Below are 26895 nucleotides of genomic sequence, written 5' to 3' on the forward strand. Positions count from 1 at the left end.
TAGTATTAAGCGGGTCTCAAATGGTACCTTGTCTTATAAAAAATTATAAGTTTATATTCTCACAGGAAATTTGAGAGAAAAGAGGACGAATCTGCTTTCTGTAGGAGTGCCTGCAGCTTGTTAAGGCAGCAGCAACCATGAAAGCTGCCAGGATATAAACTATAAGCCGATTCACATGAATCCCCCTTTTTTCTTCGTTCTGGTACCATTGTATGAAGGCGATTTTGCCTATGTTCCCTTAATTATTAAATTTATAAAATGCAATGGAATAAGAAGACGAACTGTGGTATACTGCTATGGTAAATTAACAAAAGCAGGAGAAATACAATGGACTATCGGATGATCGTGCTGGATTTGGATGGGACTCTGACCAATCGGAACAAAGAGATTACACCCAGGACCAAAGAGGCACTTTTTGAATTAAAACGACAGGGCGGTATTATTGTTCTGGCTTCCGGGCGCCCCACCCATGGCATCATGCCTCTTGCCAGAGAGCTTGAGCTTCATGAGACAGGTGGATATGTCTTATCTTTTAATGGTGGCCGGATCATTGATGTAAAAACAGGTGAAACAGTTTTTGCAAAAGAACTGCCTGTAGAATCAAATGAGAAGATTATAAAACTTTCCAAAGACCATGGGGTGAATGTTCTTACCTATGAGGATGATGTTATCATTACTCCCAATGCTTCTGATGAATATGTTCAAAAGGAGGCCTTCATTAACAAGCTGAAGGTAAAAGAAGTACAGGATATGGAACACTATGCCACCTTTCCGGTGGTGAAGTTTATGATGCTGGAAGAGGGAGAGATTCTCCAGATGGTGGAGCCAAAGGTAAAGGCATTTTTAGGCCGTGATTACAGTGTTTACCGTTCTGAACCATTCTTTCTGGAGATACTGCCAAAAGGAATCGATAAGGCAGCAAGCTTAGAGAGGTTATTATCCCGCCTTTCCATGAGTAAGGATGAGATGATTGCCTGCGGAGATGGGTATAATGATTTGTCCATGATTGAATATGCTGGACTTGGGGTGGCCATGGACAATGCAGTTCTTCCCGTAAAGAAAGCAGCTGATTATGTGACTTACTCAAATAATGACGATGGAATTGCTCATGTGATAGAAAAATTTATGCTATCCTGACATCCCAGGGGTGGATTTTAAAACTTTAATATGTTAAAATGTACCTAAGAGTAAAAGTTAAAAAAAGGGGATTGAATAATACTATGAATAAAAAAATTAAGACAGATGCGGTGGACCATCTGTTTGAGGCCATACTATCCTTAAAGACACCAGAAGAATGTTATATTTTCTTTGAAGATGTCTGTACGGTGAATGAGCTGTTAAGCTTATCCCAGAGATATGAAGTGGCTAAAATGCTGAGAGAGGGCCGTACTTATCTGGAGATTGCAGAAAAGACAGGTGCTTCTACTGCAACCATAAGCCGTGTCAACCGGTCATTGAACTACGGTAATGACGGGTATGACATGGTCTTTAAACGTTTAGAGGAAAGAAGACAGGATTAAAAAACAGGGGACAGGCCTAATTGCGCTGTCCCCTGTTATGCTTTATTTTTTCTTCTTCATAGAATCCGTTTCGGATAACCCGTCAATAAGCTGTTCAATGACCTGCTTTTTTAGATAGACGTCAAAGGAGAGCCCGCAGATCCAGGTGAAGAGCTGAAGATATTCCTGATCCTCAGGATCTAAGTTCTTATCAGTAAATGCAGTCTTTGATTTTTCCAATTTATCCATAATATCTTCTTTAATGCGGCTAAGCTCAGATTCTTCCTGAGAAAAGATCTCCTTGTAGATCTCTTCCAAAGGCAGATCTTCGGGCGTATTAAAATGCTTATCCGTAATCGGTTTAAAAAGCTGTTCAATATCATGGAAGGAAAGAAGATTCTTAAAATAATAGATAAAAATCAGTAAAAGAATGTGTTCTCTCGTATATTTCTTTTTATTAGGAGCCGGAAGAAGATTGTTCTTTGCATAGTTGTTTATCATGGTCTTTGTAAGAACCTTATCATTTGGATAGCGTTTGGTATCCTTTAAATGCTCATCCATGAATGTAGTGACCTGATCCATATATAAATCAATGTTAGGGATTGTTTCCGGCTTTATATGCTGAAGAGATTTCAGATGCTCTAAAATATCCTGCATTCTTTCGTCGTTTGTTTTCATATGTTCCTCCGTTCTGTGCGCAAAATGCCGCACATAAGGGATGATACCCTTTGTCATATTATATAGTATTCAATACCAGATGACAAGAGGTAAAAGGTGATAAATAAGATAATCTTGACTTTTAAAGAATGTATGATAATCTAGAACTATTCATTTAGCTTAGGAGAGGAGATACACAAATTATGAAAAAAGTACTTGCGACAGAAAATGCTCCGGCAGCCATTGGACCATATTCTCAGGGAATGCGCTGCGGTGATATGGTATTTATTTCAGGACAGCTTCCCATTGATCCTACGACTGGAGTATTTGCAGGTGAGGATATTGCTTCCCAGACAAGACAAGCTTTGACAAATATCAGAGCTATCCTTAAAAGCGATGGTCTTACCATGGCTAACATCGTAAAAACTACAGTATTATTAAAAAACATCAGCGATTTCAGCGCTATGAATGAAGTGTATGCTGAATTTTTTGAAGGTGCATATCCAGCCAGAGCTGCGTTTGAGGTAGCTGCTCTTCCCAAAGATTCCCTGATTGAAATTGAAGCAGTGGCTTATTTGGGAGAATAAAAAGCCTGAAAGAATCAAACATAACAGAAAGATGAAAGGGAGTACAGCAGGTAAGGATGCGGTGCTCCCCTTTTTAAATATACTGCTTCCAAGAGTAAAATCGGGGCTGCTTGTAGAAATTAAGGGCTTTTTGCGAAAGAAATGGGTTGCATATTGACGGACTTATATTATAATAAATTGAGGAAGTTCGATAGATTCTATTACGAATCGAGGGGAAGTTTTAACCTTTAGGAAGAAAATTAGGATTAATTTAATAATGGAAGTTGGTACTCTTACGATGAATGTGAACGAAACGGCAGAAGAATACTTAGACCGGATTCCAATGTGGGCAAGAAAGAAGAATTCCCTTTTACACATCCGAAGGTTCTTAAACGTAATGGGAGATCCGGATGAGAGCATGAGAATCTTTCACGTAGCTGGAACCAACGGAAAAGGTTCGGTCTGTGCATTTTTACAGTCTGCCTTACTAAGCTCAGGCTTTAAGGTGGGAACGTTTACCTCTCCCCATCTGGTTGATATCAGAGAACGTTTTTGTATCAATGGAGAGATGGTTCCGAAAGCTCTATTTTCCAAAAGCTGTGAGCGGATCAAAGAGCTTTCTGAGGTGATGATGGATAAGGGATTTTGCCATCCCACTTATTTTGAATTTCTTTTTTATATGGCTATGGATTTGTTCCACGAGGCAGAAGTGGATTACGTTATTTTGGAGACAGGTATGGGAGGCAGATTGGATACCACCAACGTCGTAAGGAACCCCGTTGTTTCGGTAATTACCTCTATCAGTCTGGACCATACAGAATATTTAGGAGATACCATAGAAAAGATAGCAGGAGAAAAAGCTGGAATTATAAAAGAAGGTGTACCGGTCGTTTTCGACAATAATGATACAAAGGCAGCTTTCGTGATCCAAAACAGGGCAAAAGAGCTGGGCGTCTCCTTCTATCCGGTGGACAAGCATGGTTACCAGATTACAGAGCAAACGGATGAGGGATATGGTGTCAGACTTTCAGACATCAATGGAGATTACCATGAATTTTTTATCCCTTCCCATGCAGAGTATCAGGTGATGAATGCCCTTATCTCCTTCCGTGCTTTATTGGCAGCCGGGCTGGGAGATATAAAGGGAATCAAGGAAGGCTTCTCCAATATGCGGTGGCCGGCCAGAATGGAAGAAGTTATGACAGGGGTGTTTTTAGACGGAGCCCATAATCCGGCAGGGATTGAAGCGTTTATAGAAGCAGCAGGCAGGCTTTGCCAAACAAGGCAAAAGAAAGCCGATCTTCTGTTTTCTGCAGTTTCTGATAAGGCCCACGGCCTTATGATAAAAAAGATTGCAGAATCGCTGCCAATAAACAAGGTGGCGGTGACGCATATTGATTCAGAAAGAGGACTTCATACAGATATTCTGCTCAATGAGTTTAAAGAGGTCTGTATAAGGGAGGTAAAGGGATATTCTTCTGTGGAAGAAGCTCTGTCAGCCCTGCTTCATGAAAAAGAGGAAGACTGCCTGGTTTTCTGTGTAGGCTCCCTCTATCTGATGGGTGAGATAAAAGCGGTTTTAAGGAGGAACAAATATGATAGATTTTGAAGCTGAAATGAATGAATACAGGCCAAGCCTTGAGGTAGATGCAGTGGAAGATGCCATTGTGAAAAGTGATCTTACAGACATGAATGATATCATGATGGGTCTTATAAAAGAAGTCAGCAAGGAATAGGCGGTTAAAATATGGATTATGTAAGAAAAACCCGTGTGATTGCTAACAGCTATTACAACATGGGACTGGAACGAGCAAGGCTGCGGGATTTGACCGGAGCAGCAGAATGTCTGAAAAAAAGCCTGCATTTCAATAAGTATATGACAGATGCCAGGAACCTTCTGGGACTGATTTATTATGAGGTCGGAGAGGTGGGCGATGCTCTTGTACAGTGGGTAATCAGTATGAACCTACAGCCCGAAGACAACCGGGCAGATTATTATCTGGGAGAGATACAGCGGAAAAAAGGAACCATGGATAATGAGCGCCGTACGGTGCGAAGGTTTAATCAGGCGTTGGTCTATGCGCAAAACGGCAGCGAAGATCTGGCGATTTTACAGCTTAACAAGGTTGTGGAAGGAAAGCCAGGCTATGTAAAGGCTCAGCTGTTATTCGCTCTTTTAAGCATTGCAAGAGAAGATTACCAAAAGGCATCAAAGGCCATCAATAAGGTCCTTCAGATGGACTGCAACAATCCGAAGGCCCTTTATTATAAGTCGCTGTTAAAGACCACTGGAGTGGCAATAAAACCGGAGCGAGAGCCGGAAAAGCGGAAGTTTAAAAATGCCGTATCCCACAGGCAGATGGAAGATGATGATGTAATCATTCCACCAAGCTACCGGGAGAATACCAAGGATCAGGCGGTATTAAATATTCTGGCAGGACTTGTCTTAGGAGCAGCGGTCATCTTTTTTCTGGTCATGCCGGCCCAGACAAAGTCGATCAACGAAAACCACAATAAGGAAATTTCAAAATACAGCGAGCAATTAAGCCAGGCCAATAAAAAGTCCGATAGCTTGAATGATCAGCTTGAGACTTTAAAAACAGAAAAACAGGCAGCAGAGGATTCCCTTGCCTCTCTGACCAACAATGCAGATAACATTCTTGCCCAGTATCAGGCAGTCATCGGCATTCTCAATGCTTACAAAAAGAATGATTTTCCAACCGCAGTTAAGCTGTATGCCGGTTTGGATCCGACTCTGATAACGGCAGAAGGGGTACAGGCTGTGATAGGGGAAATCAGAAAAGATATGGCAGAAAATGGCGTTACCATTCTGGAAGGCCTTGGAGATAAATCCATGGCAGCCGGAGATAGCCCTACTGCTCTTGTCTACTACTCAAAGTGCTTTGAGCTAAAGCCAGCAAGCTGGCAGGCTAAATATAAGGCAGCAGTTATCTACAAAGGAATGGGACAAAAGGATCAGGCCAATGGACTGTTCTCCGATGTTATCAATAACAGCAAGGACCCAGAATTAACAACTAAGGCAAAAACCGAACGCGGTTTTTAAGATGCAGTATTAAAGAAAGACACTACAGAAGAAAACACCTTTTTTGTAGTGTCTTTTTTTTCTATTACGGGCAGAAAATTAGGAATGGAGGAGATTGCATATGAATCAACCGCACTTTACATATGAGGCAGAAGGTCATACCCTGATCGTACATCTGCCGGAGGAGCTGGATCATCATAACTGCTCAGGGCTTAAATATGAAACCGATTTAATCCTGTCTGAGAACTATATCAAACGCATCTTGTTTGACTTCTCAAAAACCAGATTTATGGATTCTTCGGGTTTAGGAATTTTGCTGAATCGTTATAAACAAATGGCTTTAAGCGGGGGAACCGTTGCGATCTATGGTGCAGGAGCCCAGGCTCTCCGCATTCTTAAAATGGGAGGCATTTTAAAATTAATGAAACTATATGACTCAAAAGAAGCTGCAGTCACAGGTTGAGGAGGAACATATGTCTGAACAGAATAAACCAGAAGTTCTAAAAATGGAATTAGAAGCCTTATCGAAAAATGAGGAGTTTGCCAGAGTCGCAGTTGTAGTCTTTATGGCAAGACTCAATCCGACTCTGGAAGAGGTGGATGATGTGAAAACAGCCGTGTCGGAGGCAGTTACCAATGCAGTCATTCATGGATATCGGGGAGAAGGAGGAATCATCTACCTGGAGGTAGCGGTTATTGATCAGGAAATCTCTATCACCATCCGGGACACAGGGGTAGGGATACCAGATGTTAAGCAGGCAATGGAGCCAATGTATACCACGGATCCGGATGGAGAACGCTCAGGAATGGGATTTTCCTTCATGGAAGCATTTATGGATCAGGTGGAGGTACTATCGGCCCCAGGAGAAGGAACTGCCGTGACCATGAAAAAGAAGATCAGCGGGTGAGCCTTATGGATGAGACCATGAGATTGATAGAAATGGCTCACGAAGGAGATAAAGCGGCAAGAGATCAGCTTGTAACCGACAATTTCGGCTTGATCTGGAGTATTGTGCGCAGATTTACGGGGCGCGGCTACGAACCAGAGGATTTATTTCAAATTGGATCTATCGGACTGATGAAGGCAATTGATAAGTTCGATTTATCCTATGATGTAAAATTCTCTACGTACGCAGTGCCTATGATAACAGGTGAAATCAAACGTTTTTTAAGAGACGATGGAATCATAAAGGTCAGCCGTTCCATCAAGGAAACGGCTCTTAAGGTAAAGCGCGTCCGGGAAGAACTCATATTTCGTTTTGGAAGAGAACCTACGGTGGAGGAGATCGCCGGAGAAATCGGGGCCAGTAAAGAAGAAGTTGCGGCATCCATTGAAGCAGGAGCAGAGGTAGAGTCTCTATACCGTTCTGTCAATAAAAATGATGAAAACAGCATTTTGCTCATTGATAAGATCGAAGAGGAAAGCTCAGCCCAGGAAGAACTTTTAAATCGCATGGTGCTTCGGGACCTGCTTTCTCAGCTTTCGGATAAAGACAGAGAGATCATCATCAGACGCTATTATTACAATGAAACACAAAGTCAGATTGCGACAAAGCTTGGCATTTCCCAGGTTCAGGTTTCAAGGCTGGAAAAAAAGATTTTAAAGCAAATGCGAGAAAAATTATAGAATAAAAAAAATCCTACGGCTCATACTAAACATGAAAAACCAGAGAAAAGGATGTGAGCACGTATGGAATCCGTAAAACATAAGCTGGTCATGGCGTTACTTGTTTTGTGCCTGATTGCAATTGCGGTTGCTATCTGGTATATGATTGCAGTTATGCCGGATGGGCTTGAAAAGGAAGGTACTCTTGTAAAGGCATTTCCAGGATTGGGGATGATGATGTTATGAGCAAAACCGTTTACTTAAATATCAGCGAGATCACAGAGGTTCATCATAAGGAGATCCAGTTAAAGGACGTAGCAGATGTTTACTGTGATGATACGGCTGTTATGAATAAATGCAAAGCTCTGCGCATTAAGACCATTCACCTGGATAAGAATGAACGTTATATTGAAAGCACTCTTGACGTTATCAAAAAGCTGGTGGAGATGGATCCTTCTATCTCTGTAAATAATGTGGGAGAAGTTAATTACATCATTGATTACCACAAAAAGAAAAAGCCCAACTGGGTCTGGCAATGGATTAAAACCATTGTAGTATGCATTATTTCCTTTTGTGGAGCTTCATTTGCAATTATGACATTTAACAATGACGTCAGCGTAGGAGATGTTTTTAAGGAAATCTATCAAATCATTATGAGGAAGGAGTCCAGTGGATTTACAATACTGGAAGTCAGCTATTCTGTAGGTCTGGCACTTGGAATTATAGGCTTTTTTAATCATTTTGCAAAGTTTAAGATTACTTCCGATCCGACACCTATAGAGGTTGAAATGCGGCTTTACGAGGACAACGTCAGCAAAACCTTAATCCAGAACGATGGAAGAAAGGAGCAGGACATTGATATCTCTTAATGAAGTATTTCTTTGTCTGATCGGGTTAAGCGCTGGCGGCATTATCGCAGCCGGCGTTTTTGCATTTTTGGTAATGATTGGAATATTTCCCAGAATTATCAGTGCAACGAAGACAAGTAATCACATTATTCTTTTTGAAACATGCATTATTTTAGGCGGAATCACTGGAAATGTCATGGATCTTTATAAATTTCCGATCGGTTATGGAGGAAATCTGGTGCTGGGAATCTACGGTTTATCCGTAGGCGTTTTCATAGGGTGTTTAGTCATGTCTTTAGCAGAAACATTAAAGGCGCTGCCTATTTTTTGCCGAAGAATTAATCTTGGAGTAGGCTTGCAGTACATTATTCTTTCCATAGGAATCGGCAAGCTGCTAGGGTCTCTAGTATTTTTTGCCGAACGGTTCGGAAAATAAACAGGAACGATCATACAGAATGGAGGAAAAAATGGAAATTAACAAAAAAGCTTATGAAGCTTATGTAAAAGAAGTGACACCAGTAAACAAAAAGTGGCCAAATATCGTAAAAGCCTTTCTGGTGGGAGGAATCATCTGCACCATCGGTCAGTTCAGTACAAACATGTTTATGAACGGAGGGTTAGAGAAAGAGGCTGCCTCCGCATGGACTACCTTAATATTAATTGCTTCCAGTGTCATTTTGACCGGTCTTAATATTTATCCCAAAATTGTAAAATTCGGAGGAGCTGGTGCATTGGTGCCAATTACAGGCTTTGCAAACTCAGTGGTAGCTCCTGCCGTTGAATTTAAGTCAGAAGGACAGATATTTGGTATCGGCTGTAAGATATTCACCATAGCCGGACCTGTTATTTTATATGGCATTTTAAGCTCCTGGATCCTTGGAGTCATCGCCTATGTATTAAAGGCTTTTGGCATACTGTAGGAATGAACAATCAGAGAAATGGAGAGAGAATATGCAGCTAGGAAAAGCGAGTATTAAATTTGAAGAACCGCCGATCATTGAAAGCATGGCTTCCATTGTCGGCAAAAAGGAAGGGGAAGGCCCCCTTGGTAAATTGTTCGATATGGTAGAGCAGGACGATATGTTTGGAGCCGATACCTGGGAAAAAGCAGAAAGTGCGCTCCAGAAGCAGACCGCTGATCTGGCCATAGAAAAAAGAGATATAAGAAGAAAGGATATCCGTTATCTGTTTGCAGGAGATTTGCTGGGACAGCTGATTGCGACATCATTTGGAACCGTTGATCTGGAAATTCCGTTGTTTGGTTTATTCGGTGCCTGTTCCACCATGGGAGAGGCGTTAAATCTAGGCGCCATGGCGGTTGCAGGAGGCTTTGCAGATAAGGTTATGGCTATGGCCTCCAGTCATTTTGCTACGGCGGAAAAACAATTCCGTTTTCCATTAAGCTATGGAAATCAGAGACCGTTTTCATCTTCATGGACCGTAACGGGCTGTGGTTCTGTGATTCTTGGAAAAAATAAAAATGAAGGCATTGCAGCGATATCAGGAATTACAACCGGCCGTATGGTGGATATGGGCATTAAAGACTCCATGAATATGGGAGCTGCCATGGCACCTTCGGCCTTTCATACCATCCAGCAGAACTTTGAAGATTTTAATGTAGATGAGTCCTATTATGATAAGATAATAACAGGAGATTTAGGAAGCGTTGGACGAACCATTTTACTGGATTTTATGAAAAATAAAGGCCATAATCTGGAAAGTGTTCATACGGATTGCGGGATTGAGATCTTTGACAGTGAAACTCAGGATACCCATAACGGAGGAAGCGGCTGCGGATGTGCAGCGTCTACACTGTGCTCCTACATTCTTCCCAAGGTACACAGCGGAGAGTGGAAGCGGGTTTTGTTTGTACCCACCGGCGCACTTTTATCCACGGTCAGCTTCAATGAAGGAGAGTCGATTCCAGGAATTGCTCACGGTGTGGTAATCGAGCATATAGGCAACTAATCAAATGAAGAAAGGAGAACGCTATGGACTATGTGAAAGCATTTGTTGTAGGAGGTCTGATCTGTGCATTGATTCAGATCCTGATGGACAATACAAAACTTATGCCTGGGCGCATTATGGTGCTCCTGGTGGTAACCGGAAGTATATTAGGTGCAATAGGAATCTACCAGCCCTTTTCTGATTGGGCAGGGGCGGGTGCGACAGTTCCGCTTCTTGGCTTTGGTAACAGCCTTTGGAAGGGCGTGTGGAAGAGCATGGGGGAAGATGGGTTCCTTGGAATATTTAAAGGCGGATTTACTGCAAGTGCAGTAGGAATATCAGGTGCATTGATTTTTGGATATCTTGGCTCAGTCATATTTAAGCCGAAGATGAAGAGCTAAATGAAAAAGAAAGAGGAACGCTGAAATAGGAGCGTTCCTCTCTTTGCATCCAAATCTTATCTTTCAATTAAAATCCCCATGGTCCAAACACTCCGCCTGGAGTCTGGGGGACATATCCTGGCGGGGACTGACTGGGTCTGTCTTCTCCTGTTCCGGGACCTTCCGTATCATTACCCGGTGGTATGATAAAGGAATTTGCCGAATGGATGGTACAGTAGCCAGGCATTGCATATTTCGAATCATCGGTAGCTGTCTCATCTCCGGAAGGGAGTGCGATAAATACTGCAGTGGTTCGCACAGGGCAGTAAGGAGTTGGAAGCTTATGAGAAACAGAACAAACCGTAGCTCGTACATGATTGTTGCATACTTCCGTAGGTACCGTCCCTTTTGCAAAATATTCTGTATACACGGCATTGCCTCTGGGATCATCGGTACAAACTCCTGTAACAGCAAGTTTTCCTGATTTTCTGCAAATCTGGGCCGTTTCTACACTATCCGGCACTGGAAAGCCGGGATCTGACATACCCTCGTGAACCCGGGTCATGATTTTTCGCCAGATTGCTTTATGAAACGACGTACCACCGTTTTGTTTGGTAAGCTTTTGATTGTCATCACATCCGCCCCAGATACCTGCTGTATAGTAGGGAGTGTATCCCACGAACCAGATATCATTATTGGCTGACGTAGTTCCGCTTTTTCCTGCCGCGGACATGCCAGGGATGCTGGCGGCCGTACTGGTTGAAGATGGGCCGTTGCTTGAAAACTTTCTGCTGCTTTTCATAGAGTCAGCCATGGCATCTGTCAGGAGAAATGCAGTGGAATCCTTTAGCACCCGGTGGGTTTCCGGCTTGTTTTCAATCAGGATCTTTCCGTCATGATCCAGGATCTTTGTGAAAAATACAGGCTTTGTATAAACACCGCCATTTGCCACAGTTGCAAAAGCTCCTGTCAGCTCCAGATTAGAAACACCCTTTGTAATACCTCCAAGTGCAAGCGCCGGATTAAAGTCCGTATCCGTAAGAGAAGTGATTCCAAAGTTTCTGGCATATTCCACTCCAAGCTGAGGAGTAACGGTCTCCATTAAGCAGCGGACTGCAACAATATTCATGGAATAGACAATACCATCCCGAATGCTTGAATATCCCTGATAGCCAGAGCTGTACCAGTTGGAAAATGTTTTATTACCTACTTTATAAAGGGAATCGTAGTAAACAGTTCCTAACGTTGCACCGCTTGTATCCATAGCAGGCGCAAACGAAGTAAGAATCTTAAAGGTAGAACCAGGCTGACGAAACGTGCCGGTAGCCCGGTTTAAGGTGAGGCTGGCGACCTTTGGCCCTCTGCCTCCGCTGATTGCCTTTACTTCACCGGTCCTTTGGTCCATCAGGACAAAGGAAGCCTGAGGTTCCAGGGTTTTATGAAGCCGTTCACCGATAATGGTATCCCCGTCTTTGACCACCTCTGCCTTGTAATCATTGATATCCGCATTGATTTCATCCTCATTATTATAAAGACCGTCAAATTGCTGATTCTTAATTTCTTTATGAAAGCTAATTACGTTTTTGTCAGAATAATGCTTCGTGGTACCGTCCTTATGAGTAACGGATAGGCGGTATTCAATGGAATAGCGGGCAGCCGAATAATTCTCCGGATTGTTGATTTCTTCATCCACAATGGACTGCATATTAGGGTCCTGGGTAGTATAAATGGAAAGTCCGCCACTGTAGAGCATGTTATGGGCCTGTGTTTCCGTATATCCAAGCTCCGATTTCATGGCCTGAATAACCTGCTCAACAAGTTCATCGGTAAAGTAGCTATAGGGAGTAGAAGTTTCCTTGGCAGCCGTGTCCACATTTTGGATTCTGGAATAGACATCGTCAGCCAAAGCCTTTTCTTCCTCATCGTTTGAAATATAACCCTGGTCATTCATATATTGAAGAATTACCTTCCGCTTGGCAGCGTTGGCTTTTTGTTCTGAAATTGGGTTGAATTTAGACGGATTCTGTGTAATTCCAGCCAAAACTGCACATTCTGACAGGGATAAATCCTTTACATCCTTATTAAAATATCTCTTTGCGGCTACCTTTACTCCCAAGGTGTTATTGCCCAGATTAATGGTGTTTAAATAATTGGTAATAATCTGTTCCTTTGACATGGCACCGTCAAGCTTGACCGCTAAATACCATTCCTGAAACTTACGTTCCAGACGCTCTCCAAAGCTTTTTTCCATACCGCCGCCAAATACGCTGTTCTTAATCAGCTGCTGAGTGATGGTGCTGCCTCCGCCTGCGGACGAATCATTGGTCAGAACACCCCTTATGGCACGGAGTATGGACCGTAAGTCAATGCCGTTGTGCTCCCAGTACCTGGAATCTTCATAGGCTACGAATGCATTTATTAAATTCTTTGGAAGTTCCTCATAAGTAGCTTCCTCTCTGTTAGAACCAGCTGTAACCAGGGTTTCTGTTACATTGCCTGCGCTGTCATAGACGGTGGAAGCGTATTCATTAGGTACGATTGTAGAGATATCTACATCAGGAGTATTGTCTATGATTCCTTTTACCATGCCGATTCCCACACTGGCAGCTACAATACCGCCGAATAAGCATAATACAAATAGACTTTTTATAAAAGCCAGAAAAACCTTGGTGGTATATTTCCTTGCTTTTGAATTGGCAGATCGAATTTTCTTCTCTGTCGCGTGTTTGCCGTAATTCATAGGAAACCTCCTTTACCGGTTCATTATACCAAAAATTGTATAGCAATTCAACACTTACCATTTTCGGAGAAAAAATGGGGAAATATACATGCAGGCTTGATTGGTGACACAATTTTAGTTATAATGAGAGAAAATTTCCGAGATCAGGAAATAAGGAAGAAATGAGGATGCTTATGAGAAACGCTTACCGGATTTTATATGAAGGAGCAGTGGGAGAGATTACAGAGAAAAAATCCCGTTTTATTGCAACGTTCCGGCCGGTAAAAACAGAAGAGGAAGCAGTGGCTTTCATTGATGAGCTTAGGAAGAAATATTGGGATGCCAGCCATAACTGCTATGCCTGGATCATAGGAAAGAACGGGGAAGAAAAACGTTCCAGTGATGACGGAGAACCCAGCCAGACGGCGGGAAAGCCCATGTTAGATGTTCTGGAACGGGAGAATATCGTCAATATCTGTGTGGTGGTGACCCGTTATTTCGGAGGAACTCTCTTAGGGACAGGCGGCCTTGTAAGAGCTTATTCCGGTGCTGTAAAGGAAGGGCTGAATGCCTGTACGGTGCTTACCATCGAACCGGCAAAAAAAGTTTCCATCCTGACAGATTATAATGGAATTGGTAAAATACAGTACATTCTTGGCCAGTTGGATATGAAAACGCTGGAAAGTAATTATACGGACCGGGTGGAACTCATTGTACTTGTGCCGGATGAGAAGCTTGGCAAATTAAATGCCGAAATTACAGAGGCTACCAGCGGAAAAGCTGTGATGACTGAATTATTTGAAGTCTATTACAGCATACTGAATAAGGAAGTGATTCTGTTTGAGGAATAGGAACGTTCCTATAAAAAAACAAGAAAAAAATCTTGCAATATGAAAAACTGGATGTTATACTTGCTAATTGTGATAATGTTAATGGAACTAAGGGCAAAAATGTCCTTAGTTTTTTATGATATAGGATAGCAGAACCTGTATTATAAAAAGGTTCTCTGGCACTGTGCTTTTTGACGGCTGGGGGGCATTCTTTGTTGAAAGAAGAGAAAGAAGAGTACATTTTATGAAGATGAAAAGAGAAGACGTAAGAAATGTGGCAATTATTGCCCACGTCGACCACGGTAAAACCACATTAGTAGATGCCTTGTTAAAGCAAAGCGGTATTTTCCGTGAAAATCAGGAAGTTATGGAGCGCGTCATGGACTCCAATGATATTGAACGAGAGCGTGGAATCACGATTCTGTCAAAAAATACAGCAGTTCACTACAAAGATACCAAAATCAACATCATTGATACACCTGGACATGCCGATTTCGGTGGAGAAGTAGAACGAGTTTTAAAGCTTGTTAACGGTGTTGTACTTGTCGTTGATGCTTATGAAGGTGTTATGCCTCAGACAAAGTTCGTTCTTAGAAAAGCATTAGAGCTGGGACTTTCCGTAGTTACCTGTATTAATAAAATCGACCGTCCGGAAGCTAGAGCTGAAGAAGTTGAGGAAGAGATCTTAGAGCTTCTTATGGACCTTGATGCCACCGAGGAGCAGCTTGACTGTCCATTTGTTTACGCATCTGCGAAAACAGGATTTGCCAAAAAGACTCTGGATGACCCATCAGAGGATATGGCTCCTTTATTCCAGACTATTATCGACCAGATTCCAGCACCAGAAGGTGATCCGGATGCATCTACTCAGCTTTTAATCAGTACCATCGATTATAATGAGTATGTAGGCCGTATTGGTGTAGGTAAAGTGGATAACGGCAAAATCCGTGTCAATCAGGACTGTGTTATCGTAAATCATCATGAACCTGACAAATTCCGCAAGGTTAAAGTAGGTAAGCTTTATGAGTATGAAGGTCTGAATAAGGTAGAAGTACAGGAAGCATCCATTGGTGCCATCGTAGCTATCTCTGGTATTGCTGATATCCATATCGGTGACACCCTCTGCTCTACAGAGAATCCGGAAGCTATCCCATTCCAGAAGATTTCTGAGCCTACCATTGCTATGAACTTTATTATCAATGACAGCCCTCTCGCTGGCCAGGAAGGAAAATTCGTAACTTCCCGTCATATCAGAGAGCGTCTTTTCAGAGAATTAAATACAGACGTCAGCCTTCGTGTAGAAGAGACAGATTCTCCTGACAGCTTTAAGGTATCCGGTAGAGGAGAGCTTCACTTATCTGTTTTAATTGAGAACATGAGAAGAGAAGGCTTTGAATTCGCAGTTAGTAAGGCAGAGGTTCTCTATCATTACGATGAGAGAAACCAGAAGCTTGAACCTATGGAAATCGCTTATATCGATGTTCCGGAAGAATTCACCGGAGCTGTTATCCAAAAGCTTACCAGCCGTAAGGGCGAGCTTCAGGGCATGAGTCCTGCCAACGGCGGATATACAAGGCTGGAAATCTCCATTCCTTCCAGAGGTCTTATTGGTTACCGTGGGGAATTCATGACAGATACTAAGGGAAATGGTATTATGAACACTGCTTTTGACGGTTATGCACCATATAAGGGAGAAATCTCTTACAGAAAGACTGGTTCCTTAATCGCTTATGAATCAGGAGAATCCATTACCTACGGTCTTTACAATGCTCAGGAAAGAGGTACTCTTTTCATTGGCGCAGGCGTAAAGGTTTACTCTGGTATGGTAATCGGACAGAATCCAAAGGCAGAAGACATGGAAATCAATGTCTGCAAATCAAAAAAACTGACCAACACTCGTTCTTCTGGTGCAGACGATGCTCTTAAGCTGACTCCTCCAAGAGATATGAGCTTAGAGCAGTGTCTTGATTTCATTGATACCGATGAGCTTTTAGAGATCACTCCTGTAAGCCTTCGTATCAGAAAGAAGATTCTTGATCCGACCGTTAGAAAAAGAACAACTGCTAATAAAAAATCTTTAGGTTAATCTGTAATATCATGGGGAATGCTGACGTTCATCGCCGAGAAAACGGTGTTGGACCAGCATTCCCCATTATTTTTTGTGCATTATGCCTGGTCCTGTCGATATTTTTGGATTGTTTTATATCATTTTTGTGTGTTCTGCCTCATAAATTTAATAATAGCTGTGAAGCGTATTAGCAAATAAGTGAAAGAAGAGGAGAAATACAATGTCAGAAAAAATGATTGAAAACAACAAAGTAAGCGTTATCGGGGAGATTGTCTCCGGCTTCACCTTTAGCCATGAGGTGTTTGGAGAAGGATTCTATATGGTGGATCTGGCAGTAAACCGTTTAAGCGATCAAGCTGATGTCATACCTCTCATGATTTCAGAACGCCTGATCGATGTCAATGGAGATTACTCTGGATGTACAATCGAGGCAGTTGGACAGTTCCGTTCATACAATCGCCATGAAGGAACGAAAAACCGCCTGGTGCTTTCTGTGTTTGTAAGAGAGATCCATTTTATGGAAGAATTTACCGATTATACAAAGACCAATCAGATTTTACTGGATGGATACATATGTAAAGCTCCCATCTATAGAAAGACTCCCCTTGGAAGGGAAATCGCTGATTTGCTGCTGGCAGTGAACCGGCCCTATGGGAAATCCGATTACATACCCTGTATTGCATGGGGAAGAAATGCCAGATATGCTTCCGGTTTCAACGTAGGCACCAGAGTTAAGGTATGGGGCAGGGTTCAAAGCAGGGAGTATACCAAAAAATTAAGTGAGACAGAATGTGAAAAGCGTATTGCTTATGAAGTCTCCGTCAGCAAACTGGAATGTACAGAGTAAAAACTGTGGCTCATATATTAAGAAAATGGTAAGAAAACTTGCAAAAGTTTTAAATTTATGATACTATAAGCAGGTTCTAACGTAATATGTATGTTATTGCATTTTAGCTGTTATGAGGTGCGAAAGGATGAATAGAGGTACGATACAAGTAATATGCGGCGAAGGAAAAGGAAAGACCACAGCTGCATTTGGTATGGGAATCGAAGCTCTTATGAAAAACAGGAGTGTTATCATTATACAGTTTTTAAAAGGCTGTACCGGAAGGGGTTCCCTTGATATTATCAAGCGCCTGGAACCGGAGATGAAGATATTCCGTTTCGAAAAAAGTGATGGTTTCTTTGAAAATCTGTCAAAGGAAGAGCAGGAAGAGGAGCGGATGAACATCCGCAATGGTCTTAATTTTGCCAGAAAAGTCCTCTCCACAGGGGAATGCGATTTGCTTATCCTCGATGAGATTCTTGGAATACTGGACCAAAACATTGTAGAGGCTGAGGAGCTGATCCGCCTGTTACAGTCAAAGGTTGATGACATGGAGGTCATATTGACCGGTAAGGTATTTTCCAAAGAGATAGAACCTTATGTAGACAGCATTTTGGAAATCAATCATGTTAAAGTTGACAACACAAAACAATAATGATAGTATGGTAACATACATAATAGAGTAGAGGTTGCGTTGCTTATTAGTACTCTGTCCGATGTATCAGGTACAGATGAGGGCAGAGGGAAGGAAGAGACGCCGAAGTTCGGTACGTCCTGAGCGTATCCGTTCTGGGCATATGGTTAAGAGCCGTATGACTGTCATCCAAGTTGGATGGGGAGCTACTTAAAGAGAGATGATATTACCAAATTCTGTACTTTAAGAGCTGACCCTGCTGTCAGCTCTGTTTTTTCGTTTACAGCCATTCAAATGCGCCAGCCAAAGTACTTGGTGGCTTTTGGAGACTGCCTACAGGAAAACAGTAAGAAGGCATTATTGCCGGATGAAGGTTTACTATGTATGATGAAAATGGATCAGGAGGATGAGATCATGGCAATTTTTGAAGGCGCCGGTGTTGCGCTGGTAACACCATTTAAGGAAAACGGAGAAGTAAACTACGAAAAGCTGGAAGAGCTGGTCGAGGAACAGATTGCAGGAGGAACAGATTCCATCATAGCCTGTGGGACTACAGGAGAAGCTTCTACTATGACTCATGAGGAGCATGTGGATGTTATCAAATTCGTATGTGAGGTAACCAATAAGAGAATTCCGGTGATTGCCGGAACAGGCTCTAATTGTACCGATACCGCTGTTTATCTGTCCCAGGAGGCGGAAAAATATGGTGCTGACGGACTTCTTTTAGTGTCTCCTTACTATAATAAAGCAACTCAAAAGGGTTTGAAAATCCATTTTAAAACCATTGCTGATCAGGTGAAGATTCCTATTTTATTATATAATGTTCCTTCCAGAACCGGTGTGGATATTAAAGCAGAGACCATAGCTGATTTATGCCTGAATGTGCCTAATATCTTAGGCGTAAAGGAAGCAAGCGGTAATTTCTGTGCAGTAGCAGACTTAATGTACTTAACTGATGGAAAGGCTGACGTATATTCCGGCAACGACAATCAGATCGTACCTATCTTATCCCTTGGCGGAAAAGGCGTGATCTCAGTCCTTTCCAATGTGGCTCCTTCCCAGACTCACGAGATTTGCCAGGCTTATTTTGACGGTGATGTAAAGCGAAGTGCCAAATTACAGCTTGATGCCATTCCTCTTATTAATGCTCTCTTTTGTGAAGTAAATCCGATTCCGGTTAAGGCTGCTTTAAATTTAATGGGTAAGAATGCAGGACCGCTTCGTCTGCCTCTCACAGAGATGGAACCGAAGAATCAGGAGTGCTTGAAAAAAACCATGATAGAGTATGGAATTTTATAATCGGTAAAAGATATACTTAGGAGGAAAACATGATTAAGATGATAATGCACGGCTGCAACGGGGCAATGGGACAGGTCATTACCGGGCTTGCAGCAGAAGAAAAGAATATTACGATTGTGGCAGGAATCGATCCGCAGGACAGGAAGAATGATTCCTATCCCGTATTCTCTTCCCTGGAAGAATGTGATGTTCCAGCTGATGTGATTGTTGACTTCGCTTCTGCCAAAGCAGTGGATGGACTTCTTGACTATAGCAGGGAGCATAAGATTCCTGTGGTGGTTTGTACCACTGGTCTGTCGGAAGAACAGATCAAAAAGATAGAAGAGACTTCTGATCATGTTGCAGTACTGCGGTCGGCCAATATGTCTCTGGGTGTAAACCTGCTTATGAAGCTGGTTAAGGAGGCTGCAGAAGTACTTGCTGTTGCTGGATTTGATATTGAAATTTTAGAAAAGCATCATAATAAGAAGCTGGATGCGCCAAGCGGGACTGCGCTTGCGCTGGCAGATTCTATTAATGAAGCAATGGACCAGGAATATCATTACGTTTATGACAGAAGCCAGGTAAGAAAAGCCAGAGATAAGAAAGAGATCGGAATTCAGGCGGTACGTGGTGGTACGATTGTGGGAGAGCATGATGTGATCTTTGCAGGGAAAGATGAAGTTGTTACCTTTAATCACACTGCTTATTCCAAGGCGATTTTTGCACAGGGAGCCGTATCTGCTGCAAAATTCCTGGCAGGAAAAGGTCCGGGATTATATACCATGAAAGATGTAATTGAATCCTAAATTTCCAATATTTTCCACTATAATTCATTCTGCCTCTACACATACTAATCGTAGAAAATGAAAGGAGAATGTATTATGAAAAGAATAAAACCATATGTTATTGCCCTTCTTGTAATTATTACAGTTTTGTCTCTTTCCGCTTGCGGAACAAAGAATAACGGCGGTACTTCCGCAGCTACCACTGGAGCAACAACAACTACAGCAGCAGCTACCAAAGCTGACACAACCACAGCCAAAGAAACTACATCAGGAGCCGCTGGAGCAGGAACCGAAAGCACTGGAGTTGTGAATGGTGTTGTCAATGATGTAGAAAAAGGTGTAGACAAAATTACAGGCGAAAGCAATGGCCAGCCAACCACTGAGACTACAGTAGCGAAATAAGCTGGATTATAACGGAAAGAGCTTCAGGCAAAATTTTGTGCTTGAAGCTTTTTTTGTTATAAGGTATAATTAAGTGCAACATATCTCGCCTTATTTTAGGCTGTTTCTTTACTTATCAACCATTCCCATTTCCTTGTTCCCCTCAATTAATTGCTTTTTCAGGAGTCGTTTTTTATGACAGAGAGATTTAAAAAGTATAGAGTTACTTGTTATAATAATAGAAGAAAGCCCTGGAGAAGTGTTCATCTGACTGCTGACAAAGGAAAGGGCTTATTATATTCTGCCAGAATCTGCCTGATTTTGCTTGTTTTTTTAGAATCCGTCATTCTTTTTCCAAAATACAAAAAGGACATCCTTTATTATTCCAGATTCCTGTTTTCCATGAATCAGGAGCTGGAGCTTGAGACAAAAGACCATGGTCTAAACTCTGGTAAGGAAGGCGAAAGTAAGGAAAATGGATTTTTTCTGGATTTAAAAGAAGGAAAGGTGAAACTGTGGAGGAAGGTGGAGCGTTCCGCGTTCTTAAAACCTGATTGAGAAACAGAACCATGGGTTGGTCATTAGTATTTATAATAAGAAAATCAGTTGCAATCCTATTTTTACTGTATTATAATTTCTACTGAAACACCAGAGTTTTATTTGAAAAACTTATAAATTAATTCAGAAAAGGACAGGTGGATGCCATGGAGAAAAAAGAAATGCTGTATGAAGGAAAAGCAAAAAAGGTTTATACGACGGAAGATCCGGACGTATTAATTGTTTCATATAAAGATGATGCTACAGCGTTCAATGGTCTGAAAAAAGGCACTATCGTTGGAAAAGGTGCGATTAACAACCGAATGACCAATTTTATCTTCAAAAAGTTAGAAGCCAAAGGTGTTCCTACACATCTGGTAGAAGAATTAAATGACCGTGAAACAGCGGTAAAAAAAGTGGAGATCGTACCTCTTGAAGTAATTATCAGAAATTTCTCCGCCGGCAGCTTCGCCAAAAAGATGGGAATGGAAGAAGGCATAAAGTTTTCTTGTCCGACTCTTGAATTCAGCTATAAAAACGATGACTTAGGTGACCCCTTCATCAACGATTACTACGCACTTGCCTTAAACCTTGCAACTCAGGAAGAAATTGATGCTATCTCAAAGTATGCATTTAAGGTAAATGAAGTGCTGATTGAATATTTTGACGCTTTAAATATTGATCTCATTGATTTTAAGATTGAATTCGGCCGATATCATGGAAGTATCATTCTGGCTGATGAGATTTCTCCGGATACCTGTAGATTATGGGATAAGGATACCCATGAAAAACTGGACAAGGACCGTTTCCGCAGAGATATGGGAGATGTGGAAGGCGCATACGAGGAAGTTTTCCGCCGACTTGGAATCCAGTAAACGCACAGAGAGGGAAAATTAATAGATGAGTAACGAATTGAACTTCAACATTGAGGAAGAGCTGCATGAGGAATGTGGCGTCTTCGGTATGTATGATTTTGACGGCGCTGACGTTGCATCTACCATTTATTACGGATTATTTGCTTTACAGCACAGAGGCCAGGAGAGCTGCGGAATTGCCGTCAGCGATACAGAAGGTCCCAAAGGGAAAGTAAGTGCCCATAAAGGGATGGGGTTATGTAATGAGGTATTTACTCCTGAGATAGTAGAAAGCCTTCACGGCAATATCGGAGTAGGTCATGTTCGTTATTCCACAGCTGGCAGCAGCACCAGAGAGAATGCGCAGCCTCTTGTTCTTAATTATGTAAAGGGTACTCTTGCCATGGCTCATAACGGTAATCTGGTGAATGCACCGGAGCTGCGAAAAGAGCTTGAGTATGATGGTGCTATCTTCCAGACAACCATAGATTCCGAGGTAATTGCTTACCACATCGCCAGGGAGCGTGTGAAAACACCTTCCGTCGAGGCGGCTGTAGCCAATGCCATGAAAAAAATCGTGGGAGCTTATTCCCTGGTGGTTATGAGCCCCCGTAAACTGATTGGGGCCAGAGATCCCTATGGTTTCAAGCCATTATGCATTGGAAAGAGAGATAATGCTTATATTATCGTATCGGAAAGCTGTGCTCTGGATACCATTGGAGCTGAGTTTGTACGGGACGTAAGGCCAGGAGAGATTGTTACCATTACAAAAGAAGGCATTAAATCAGATACCAGCCTTTGTCCAAAGGATACATCAAAAGAAGCAAGATGCGTCTTTGAATATATTTACTTTGCAAGACCTGACAGTGTGTTTGACGGAGTCAGTGTCTATCATGCCAGATTAAGCGCAGGCCGCGCCCTGGCCATGGATTCGCCTATCGATGCGGATCTTGTAGTAGGAGTGCCTGAATCCGGCAATGCAGCAGCTCTTGGCTATTCCCTTCAATCAGGGATTCCCTATGGAACTGCATTTGTAAAGAACTCTTACGTGGGCAGGACATTTATTAAGCCAAAGCAGAGCAACCGGGAATCCTCCGTAAGAATCAAGTTAAATGTCCTAAAAGAGGCGGTGGCAGGGAAACGTGTCATAATGATTGACGATTCCATTGTCAGAGGTACCACCAGCGCACTTATCGTCAATATGCTTCGGGAAGCAGGAGCAAAAGAAGTGCATGTACGAATCAGTGCCCCTCCGTTTCTCCACCCCTGTTACTTTGGAACCGACATTCCAGACCAGGATCAGCTCATTGCCCATAACCGGACCGTTGATGAGATCAGGGAGGTTTTGGGAGCGGATTCTCTTTCTTATTTGAAAATCGAGCGGCTTGCAGGCATGGCAGAAGGACTGCCTATCTGTACCGCATGCTTTAGCGGTAATTATCCCATTGAACCGCCAAAAGAGGATATCAGGGGAGAATACAACAAGTAATAGCAGTTTCCCTTCCTCTTCCCAAATGTTTAAAAATATGATACCATTACATTAACATCACCCAAGGAGGAATATAGGAAACATGACAGATCGTTACCAAAGCCCGCTGTCTGAGCGATATGCCAGCAAAGAGATGCAGTACATTTTTTCACCGGATAAGAAATTTAAAACATGGAGAAAGCTGTGGATTGCACTTGCGGAAGCAGAAAAAGAACTGGGTCTTCCAGTAACGGAAGAACAGATAGAAGAGTTAAAGGCGCACCAGGATGAGATTAATTATGATGTGGCCAGACAAAGGGAAAAAGAGGTCCGTCATGATGTTATGTCCCATGTTTATGCATATGGTGTTCAGTGTCCTAAAGCAAAGGGCATCATTCATTTAGGAGCAACATCCTGCTACGTTGGGGATAATACGGATATTATTGTAATGACAGAGGCCCTTAAGCTTGTGAGAACGAAGCTGATTAATGTAATTGGAGAGTTAGCAAAATTCGCAGACGAATACAAAGAACTGCCTACCCTTGCATTTACTCATTTTCAGCCGGCACAGCCAACCACAGTAGGAAAGCGTGCCACTCTATGGATTCATGATCTGACCATGGATTTAGAAGATTTGGATTTTCTTCTGGATTCCATCCGTCTTCTTGGTTCCAAAGGAACGACAGGAACTCAGGCAAGCTTTTTAGAGCTGTTTGATGGAGATATGGAAAAGGTGAAGATGGTGGATACCCTGATCGCGGATAAGATGGGTTATGCCGGCTGCTATCCGGTTTCCGGACAGACCTATTCCAGAAAAGTGGACAGCCGTGTGGTCAATGTGTTAGCAGGCATTGCTCAGAGCGCCCATAAATTTTCCAACGACATCCGTCTGTTACAGCATTTAAAGGAAATTGAGGAGCCTTTTGAGAAGAGCCAGATCGGTTCTTCTGCTATGGCATATAAAAGAAACCCAATGAGAAGCGAGAGAATTGCATCCCTTTCCAACTATGTAATGGCAGATGTGATGAATCCAATGCTTGTTTCTTCCACCCAGTGGTTTGAACGTACTCTTGACGATTCTGCCAATAAACGCCTTAGCATTCCGGAAGGATTTTTAGCCATTGACGGAATTTTAGATCTTTACTTAAATGTTGTGGACGGACTTGTTGTTTATCCAAAAGTAATTGAAAAGCATATGATGGCAGAGCTTCCCTTTATGGCAACAGAAAACATTATGATGGACGCTGTAAAGGCTGGAGGAGACCGCCAGGAGCTTCATGAGAGAATCCGGGAGTTATCCATGGAAGCGGGACGTAATGTAAAAGAACGTGGTCTTGACAATAATCTTCTGGAGCTGATTGCAGAAGATCCTACCTTTAATCTGACTCTTGAAGATTTAAATAAGAGCATGGAGATGAAAAAATACGTTGGCTGTGCCCCATACCAGGTATCCAACTATCTGGAGGAGGTCATCAATCCTCTTCTTGAGAAGAATAAAGAGATCCTTGGTATGACAGCAGAAATTAACGTGTAGTCATAGTGCGGGCAGACTGAAATCATTTTAGTCTGCCTGCCTTTTGTCGTTATCAGGAGGAATTCATGAGCATTAATCTGGAATACTATAAAGTGTTTTATTATGTGGCTCAACTGGGAAGTATAACATTGGCAGCAGAAAAATTGTGTATCTCGCAGCCGGCGGTAAGCCAGGCGGTGAGACAATTGGAGCAGGCCTTAGACAGCCAGCTTTTTTTAAGGACTTCAAAAGGTGTCCGGCTGACCAGAGAGGGAGAATTTTTCTACGATTATGTAAAAACCGGTTTGGACAGCATCTGGCATGGGGAGAATATGCTTAGCCGTATGAAGGGTCTGGATACCGGAGAGGTTCGGATTGGGGCAAGTGATATGACCCTGCAATTTTATCTGCTTCCTTATCTGGAAAAGTTCCATGAGCTTCATCCTGGAATTAAGGTAACAGTATCCAACGGACCGACCTCGGAAACTCTTCGCTTTCTCTATGAGGGAAAAATTGATTTTGGAGTGGTGAGTACTCCTTTTGATGCAAGACCTGAGGTCATTTCCACCCCTGTAAAGGAAATCGAGAATGTTTTTGTAGCGGGAGAGAAGTTCCGGTATTTGGAAGGGAAAAAGCTGGACTATGAAGTCTTAAAAGAACTTCCTTGTATTTTTCTGGAGAAAAATACGAGTACAAGAGCCTTTATGGATGGGTTCCTGGCGGAGCGAGGTGTGGAACTGGAACCTGAATTTGAACTGTCCACCAGCGATATGATCGTTCAGTTTGCCATGCGAAACCTTGGGATTGGCTGCGTGATGTCGGGATTTGCAAAGGTGGAGTTGGAACGGGGGAATCTGATACAATTAAAGTTTCAGGAGGAAATGCCCAAACGTCATTTTTCCATTATTACAGATAAAAAAACGCCTGTGTCACCGGCTGGCAAGGGGCTATTGCAGCTCATGAATAATGATATAAGCTAAGATTATGACAAATATAAATAATATTGATTTTACTTATGCGGTTCTTTACGATATCATATAGAAGTAAAAGGTATTTTTCACTCGAAGGAGGAACAATCAAATGGTAAGAGCAATCGTAGGCGCCAACTGGGGCGACGAAGGAAAAGGCAAGATTACAGACATGCTGGCAAAGGAATCTGATATTATTGTACGTTACCAGGGAGGAAGCAACGCTGGACATACAATTATCAACAATTATGGCAAGTTCGCGCTTCACCTTCTGCCTTCCGGCGTATTCTACAATCATACAACAAGCATCATTGGTAATGGTGTTGCATTAAACATCCCGTTTCTTGTAAAAGAAGTGGGTGATCTGGTAAGCAAGGGCGTGCCAAGACCACAGGTACTTGTATCTGACCGTGCACAGATCCTGATGCCATACCACATTCTCTTTGATCAGTATGAAGAAGAGCGTCTTGGTAAACAGTCATTTGGTTCTACGAAATCAGGAATTGCTCCATTTTATTCAGATAAATACGCTAAGATCGGTTTTCAGGTAAGCGAGCTGTTTGATGAGGAAGCGTTAAAAGAAAAAGTAGTTCGTGTATGTGAAACTAAAAATATTCTTTTAGAGCATTTATATCATAAGCCATTGATTAGTCCGGACGAACTGCTGGCGACTCTCCTGGAATACCGCGAGATGGTAGAGCCATTCGTATGCGATGTATCCAAGTATCTTCATGATGCAATTAAAGAAGGAAAGAGCATTCTTTTGGAAGGACAGCTTGGCTCCTTAAAGGATACGGATCATGGAATTTATCCGATGGTAACCTCTTCCTCCACCCTTGCAGCTTATGGTGCTATTGGTGCCGGAATTCCTCCATATGAAATCAAAAATATCACTACCGTTGTTAAGGCATATTCCAGCGCGGTTGGTGCTGGTGCATTTGTCAGTGAGATTTTTGGTGAGGAAGCGGATGAACTGAGAATAAGAGGCGGAGATGGCGGCGAGTTTGGCGCGACCACAGGACGTCCAAGACGTATGGGCTGGTTTGATGCCGTTGCTTCCAGATATGGTTGCCGGATTCAGGGAGCTACAGAGGTTGCTTTAACGGTCCTCGATGTATTGGGTTATCTTGATGAGCTTCCAGTATGTATCGGATATGAGATTGACGGTGAGATCACAAAGGATTTCCCAACAACCTCTAAGCTTAACAAGGCAAAGCCAGTATACACCACACTTCCTGGCTGGAAATGTGAGATTCGTGGAATTACAAAATACGAAGAGCTTCCGGAAAACTGCAGAAAATACATTGAATTCATTGAAAAGGAACTGGAGACACCAATCACTATGGTTTCAAATGGTCCTGGAAGAGATGAGATTATATACCGTAAGTAAGATGATCGCTTAGAATAAAACGGAGAATAAGGATAAGGGCATATGCCCGGTCTTGTTCTCCGTTTTATTTTATATGCTAGAGATTACGTTTCAAG

General features: G+C 42.4%; 32 protein-coding genes and 1 riboswitch. Of the genes, 29 read left to right on the plus strand and 3 right to left on the minus strand.

Features of this window, described 5'->3' with window-relative positions; genetic code table 11:
* Positions 1-43 precede the first annotated feature (43 nt).
* The gene (locus T546_RS26075) at positions 44-175 is read right to left on the minus strand and encodes a hypothetical protein (RefSeq protein ID WP_278246278.1); all 132 of its coding nucleotides are present in this window, start codon (positions 173-175) and stop codon (positions 44-46) included.
* A gap of 152 nt (positions 176-327) precedes the next feature.
* Here T546_RS26075 and T546_RS0101400 point away from each other — a divergent pair, with 152 nt between their 5' ends.
* Both T546_RS0101400 and T546_RS0101405 read left to right on the plus strand, forming a co-directional pair.
* Positions 328-1137, plus strand: coding sequence for a Cof-type HAD-IIB family hydrolase (locus T546_RS0101400; protein WP_026890083.1), 810 nt, complete (start codon positions 328-330; stop codon positions 1135-1137).
* 83 nt (positions 1138-1220) lie between these two features.
* Positions 1221-1520, plus strand: a complete 300-nt coding sequence (locus T546_RS0101405) for a YerC/YecD family TrpR-related protein (RefSeq protein WP_024835327.1) — start codon at positions 1221-1223, stop codon at positions 1518-1520.
* 42 nt (positions 1521-1562) lie between these two features.
* Here T546_RS0101405 and T546_RS0101410 read toward each other — a convergent pair whose 3' ends face one another.
* A complete protein-coding gene (locus tag T546_RS0101410; RefSeq protein WP_026890084.1) occupies positions 1563-2177 on the minus strand; it encodes a DUF1836 domain-containing protein in 615 nt (204 codons plus the stop codon).
* A gap of 182 nt (positions 2178-2359) precedes the next feature.
* Between T546_RS0101410 and T546_RS0101415 the strand changes: the two genes are divergently transcribed.
* The 14 genes from T546_RS0101415 (at position 2360) to spoVAE (ending at position 10567) form a co-directional block, all read left to right on the plus strand.
* Positions 2360-2743: a RidA family protein gene (locus T546_RS0101415; protein WP_026890085.1), complete on the plus strand. Its 384-nt coding sequence runs from the start codon at positions 2360-2362 to the stop codon at positions 2741-2743.
* Between the two features lie 31 nt (positions 2744-2774).
* A complete protein-coding gene (locus T546_RS26080; protein ID WP_278246279.1) occupies positions 2775-2900 on the plus strand; it encodes a hypothetical protein in 126 nt (41 codons plus the stop codon).
* 120 nt (positions 2901-3020) lie between these two features.
* Positions 3021-4331 carry a bifunctional folylpolyglutamate synthase/dihydrofolate synthase gene (locus tag T546_RS0101420; RefSeq protein WP_051629556.1) on the plus strand — a complete coding sequence of 437 codons (1311 nt, stop codon included), beginning with the start codon at positions 3021-3023 and terminating at the stop codon, positions 4329-4331.
* Positions 4318-4458: a hypothetical protein gene (locus T546_RS25480; RefSeq protein ID WP_166429785.1), complete on the plus strand. Its 141-nt coding sequence runs from the start codon at positions 4318-4320 to the stop codon at positions 4456-4458. Before T546_RS0101420 ends, T546_RS25480 begins: the two co-directional genes overlap by 14 nt.
* Positions 4459-4469: 11 nt before the next feature.
* Positions 4470-5786, plus strand: coding sequence for a tetratricopeptide repeat protein (locus T546_RS0101430; RefSeq protein ID WP_026890087.1), 1317 nt, complete (start codon positions 4470-4472; stop codon positions 5784-5786).
* A gap of 100 nt (positions 5787-5886) precedes the next feature.
* A complete protein-coding gene (locus tag T546_RS0101435; RefSeq protein WP_024835332.1) occupies positions 5887-6228 on the plus strand; it encodes an STAS domain-containing protein in 342 nt (113 codons plus the stop codon).
* Between the two features lie 10 nt (positions 6229-6238).
* On the plus strand, positions 6239-6673 hold the full coding sequence (gene spoIIAB, locus T546_RS0101440) for an anti-sigma F factor (protein WP_084326062.1): 435 nt from the start codon (positions 6239-6241) through the stop codon (positions 6671-6673).
* Positions 6674-6678: 5 nt separating this feature from the next.
* The gene (sigF, locus tag T546_RS0101445) at positions 6679-7392 is read left to right on the plus strand and encodes an RNA polymerase sporulation sigma factor SigF (RefSeq protein WP_024835334.1); all 714 of its coding nucleotides are present in this window, start codon (positions 6679-6681) and stop codon (positions 7390-7392) included.
* Positions 7393-7455: 63 nt separating this feature from the next.
* Entirely contained in the window at positions 7456-7617 is a 162-nt protein-coding gene (locus tag T546_RS25485) for a hypothetical protein (RefSeq protein ID WP_166429786.1), read from the plus strand.
* A complete protein-coding gene (locus T546_RS0101455; RefSeq protein ID WP_024835335.1) occupies positions 7614-8240 on the plus strand; it encodes a stage V sporulation protein AA in 627 nt (208 codons plus the stop codon). The genes T546_RS25485 and T546_RS0101455 overlap by 4 nt, the downstream gene beginning before the upstream one ends.
* A complete protein-coding gene (locus tag T546_RS0101460; protein WP_026890089.1) occupies positions 8227-8655 on the plus strand; it encodes a stage V sporulation protein AB in 429 nt (142 codons plus the stop codon). The genes T546_RS0101455 and T546_RS0101460 overlap by 14 nt, the downstream gene beginning before the upstream one ends.
* A 31-nt stretch (positions 8656-8686) precedes the next feature.
* Complete coding sequence (locus T546_RS0101465; protein WP_026890090.1) at positions 8687-9139, plus strand: SpoVA/SpoVAEb family sporulation membrane protein; 453 nt, start codon at positions 8687-8689, stop codon at positions 9137-9139.
* 31 nt (positions 9140-9170) lie between these two features.
* Positions 9171-10187 (plus strand): stage V sporulation protein AD, encoded by a 1017-nt coding sequence (gene spoVAD / locus T546_RS0101470; protein WP_026890091.1) that lies wholly within the window; start codon positions 9171-9173, stop codon positions 10185-10187.
* Positions 10188-10210: 23 nt separating this feature from the next.
* Positions 10211-10567: a stage V sporulation protein AE gene (gene spoVAE / locus T546_RS0101475; protein ID WP_026890092.1), complete on the plus strand. Its 357-nt coding sequence runs from the start codon at positions 10211-10213 to the stop codon at positions 10565-10567.
* 67 nt (positions 10568-10634) lie between these two features.
* Here the strand turns inward: spoVAE and T546_RS0101480 are convergent, their stop codons facing one another.
* Positions 10635-13286 carry a transglycosylase domain-containing protein gene (locus T546_RS0101480; RefSeq protein WP_026890093.1) on the minus strand — a complete coding sequence of 884 codons (2652 nt, stop codon included), beginning with the start codon at positions 13284-13286 and terminating at the stop codon, positions 10635-10637.
* Positions 13287-13459: 173 nt separating this feature from the next.
* Between T546_RS0101480 and T546_RS0101485 the strand changes: the two genes are divergently transcribed.
* The 13 genes from T546_RS0101485 to T546_RS0101545 all read left to right on the plus strand — a co-directional run bounded on the left by T546_RS0101485 (position 13460) and on the right by T546_RS0101545 (position 26800).
* On the plus strand, positions 13460-14116 hold the full coding sequence (locus tag T546_RS0101485; protein WP_026890094.1) for a YigZ family protein: 657 nt from the start codon (positions 13460-13462) through the stop codon (positions 14114-14116).
* A gap of 223 nt (positions 14117-14339) precedes the next feature.
* Entirely contained in the window at positions 14340-16181 is a 1842-nt protein-coding gene (gene typA, locus T546_RS0101490; RefSeq protein ID WP_026890095.1) for a translational GTPase TypA, read from the plus strand.
* A gap of 202 nt (positions 16182-16383) precedes the next feature.
* Entirely contained in the window at positions 16384-17010 is a 627-nt protein-coding gene (locus T546_RS0101495) for a single-stranded DNA-binding protein (protein WP_024835343.1), read from the plus strand.
* Between the two features lie 127 nt (positions 17011-17137).
* Complete coding sequence (locus tag T546_RS0101500) at positions 17138-17644, plus strand: cob(I)yrinic acid a,c-diamide adenosyltransferase (RefSeq protein ID WP_026890096.1); 507 nt, start codon at positions 17138-17140, stop codon at positions 17642-17644.
* A gap of 20 nt (positions 17645-17664) precedes the next feature.
* Positions 17665-17840: riboswitch (Lysine riboswitch) on the plus strand.
* Positions 17841-18037: 197 nt separating this feature from the next.
* Entirely contained in the window at positions 18038-18922 is an 885-nt protein-coding gene (gene dapA, locus T546_RS0101505) for a 4-hydroxy-tetrahydrodipicolinate synthase (protein ID WP_026890097.1), read from the plus strand.
* Positions 18923-18951: 29 nt separating this feature from the next.
* Entirely contained in the window at positions 18952-19710 is a 759-nt protein-coding gene (gene dapB / locus T546_RS0101510; RefSeq protein WP_026890098.1) for a 4-hydroxy-tetrahydrodipicolinate reductase, read from the plus strand.
* A gap of 75 nt (positions 19711-19785) precedes the next feature.
* A complete protein-coding gene (locus T546_RS0101515) occupies positions 19786-20091 on the plus strand; it encodes a hypothetical protein (protein ID WP_034597429.1) in 306 nt (101 codons plus the stop codon).
* Between the two features lie 174 nt (positions 20092-20265).
* Positions 20266-20628 (plus strand): hypothetical protein, encoded by a 363-nt coding sequence (locus T546_RS0101520; protein WP_026890100.1) that lies wholly within the window; start codon positions 20266-20268, stop codon positions 20626-20628.
* A 146-nt stretch (positions 20629-20774) separates the two neighbouring features.
* A complete protein-coding gene (gene purC, locus T546_RS0101525) occupies positions 20775-21482 on the plus strand; it encodes a phosphoribosylaminoimidazolesuccinocarboxamide synthase (protein WP_026890101.1) in 708 nt (235 codons plus the stop codon).
* Between the two features lie 25 nt (positions 21483-21507).
* A complete protein-coding gene (gene purF, locus T546_RS0101530; protein ID WP_026890102.1) occupies positions 21508-22950 on the plus strand; it encodes an amidophosphoribosyltransferase in 1443 nt (480 codons plus the stop codon).
* 82 nt (positions 22951-23032) lie between these two features.
* Positions 23033-24463, plus strand: a complete 1431-nt coding sequence (gene purB, locus T546_RS0101535) for an adenylosuccinate lyase (protein ID WP_026890103.1) — start codon at positions 23033-23035, stop codon at positions 24461-24463.
* Positions 24464-24528: 65 nt separating this feature from the next.
* Complete coding sequence (locus tag T546_RS0101540; RefSeq protein ID WP_026890104.1) at positions 24529-25422, plus strand: LysR family transcriptional regulator; 894 nt, start codon at positions 24529-24531, stop codon at positions 25420-25422.
* 100 nt (positions 25423-25522) lie between these two features.
* Entirely contained in the window at positions 25523-26800 is a 1278-nt protein-coding gene (locus T546_RS0101545; RefSeq protein WP_026890105.1) for an adenylosuccinate synthase, read from the plus strand.
* Positions 26801-26895 lie beyond the last annotated feature (95 nt).

This window comes from [Clostridium] aerotolerans DSM 5434, assembly GCF_000687555.1.
Taxonomy (GTDB): Bacteria; Bacillota; Clostridia; order Lachnospirales; family Lachnospiraceae; genus Lacrimispora; species Lacrimispora aerotolerans.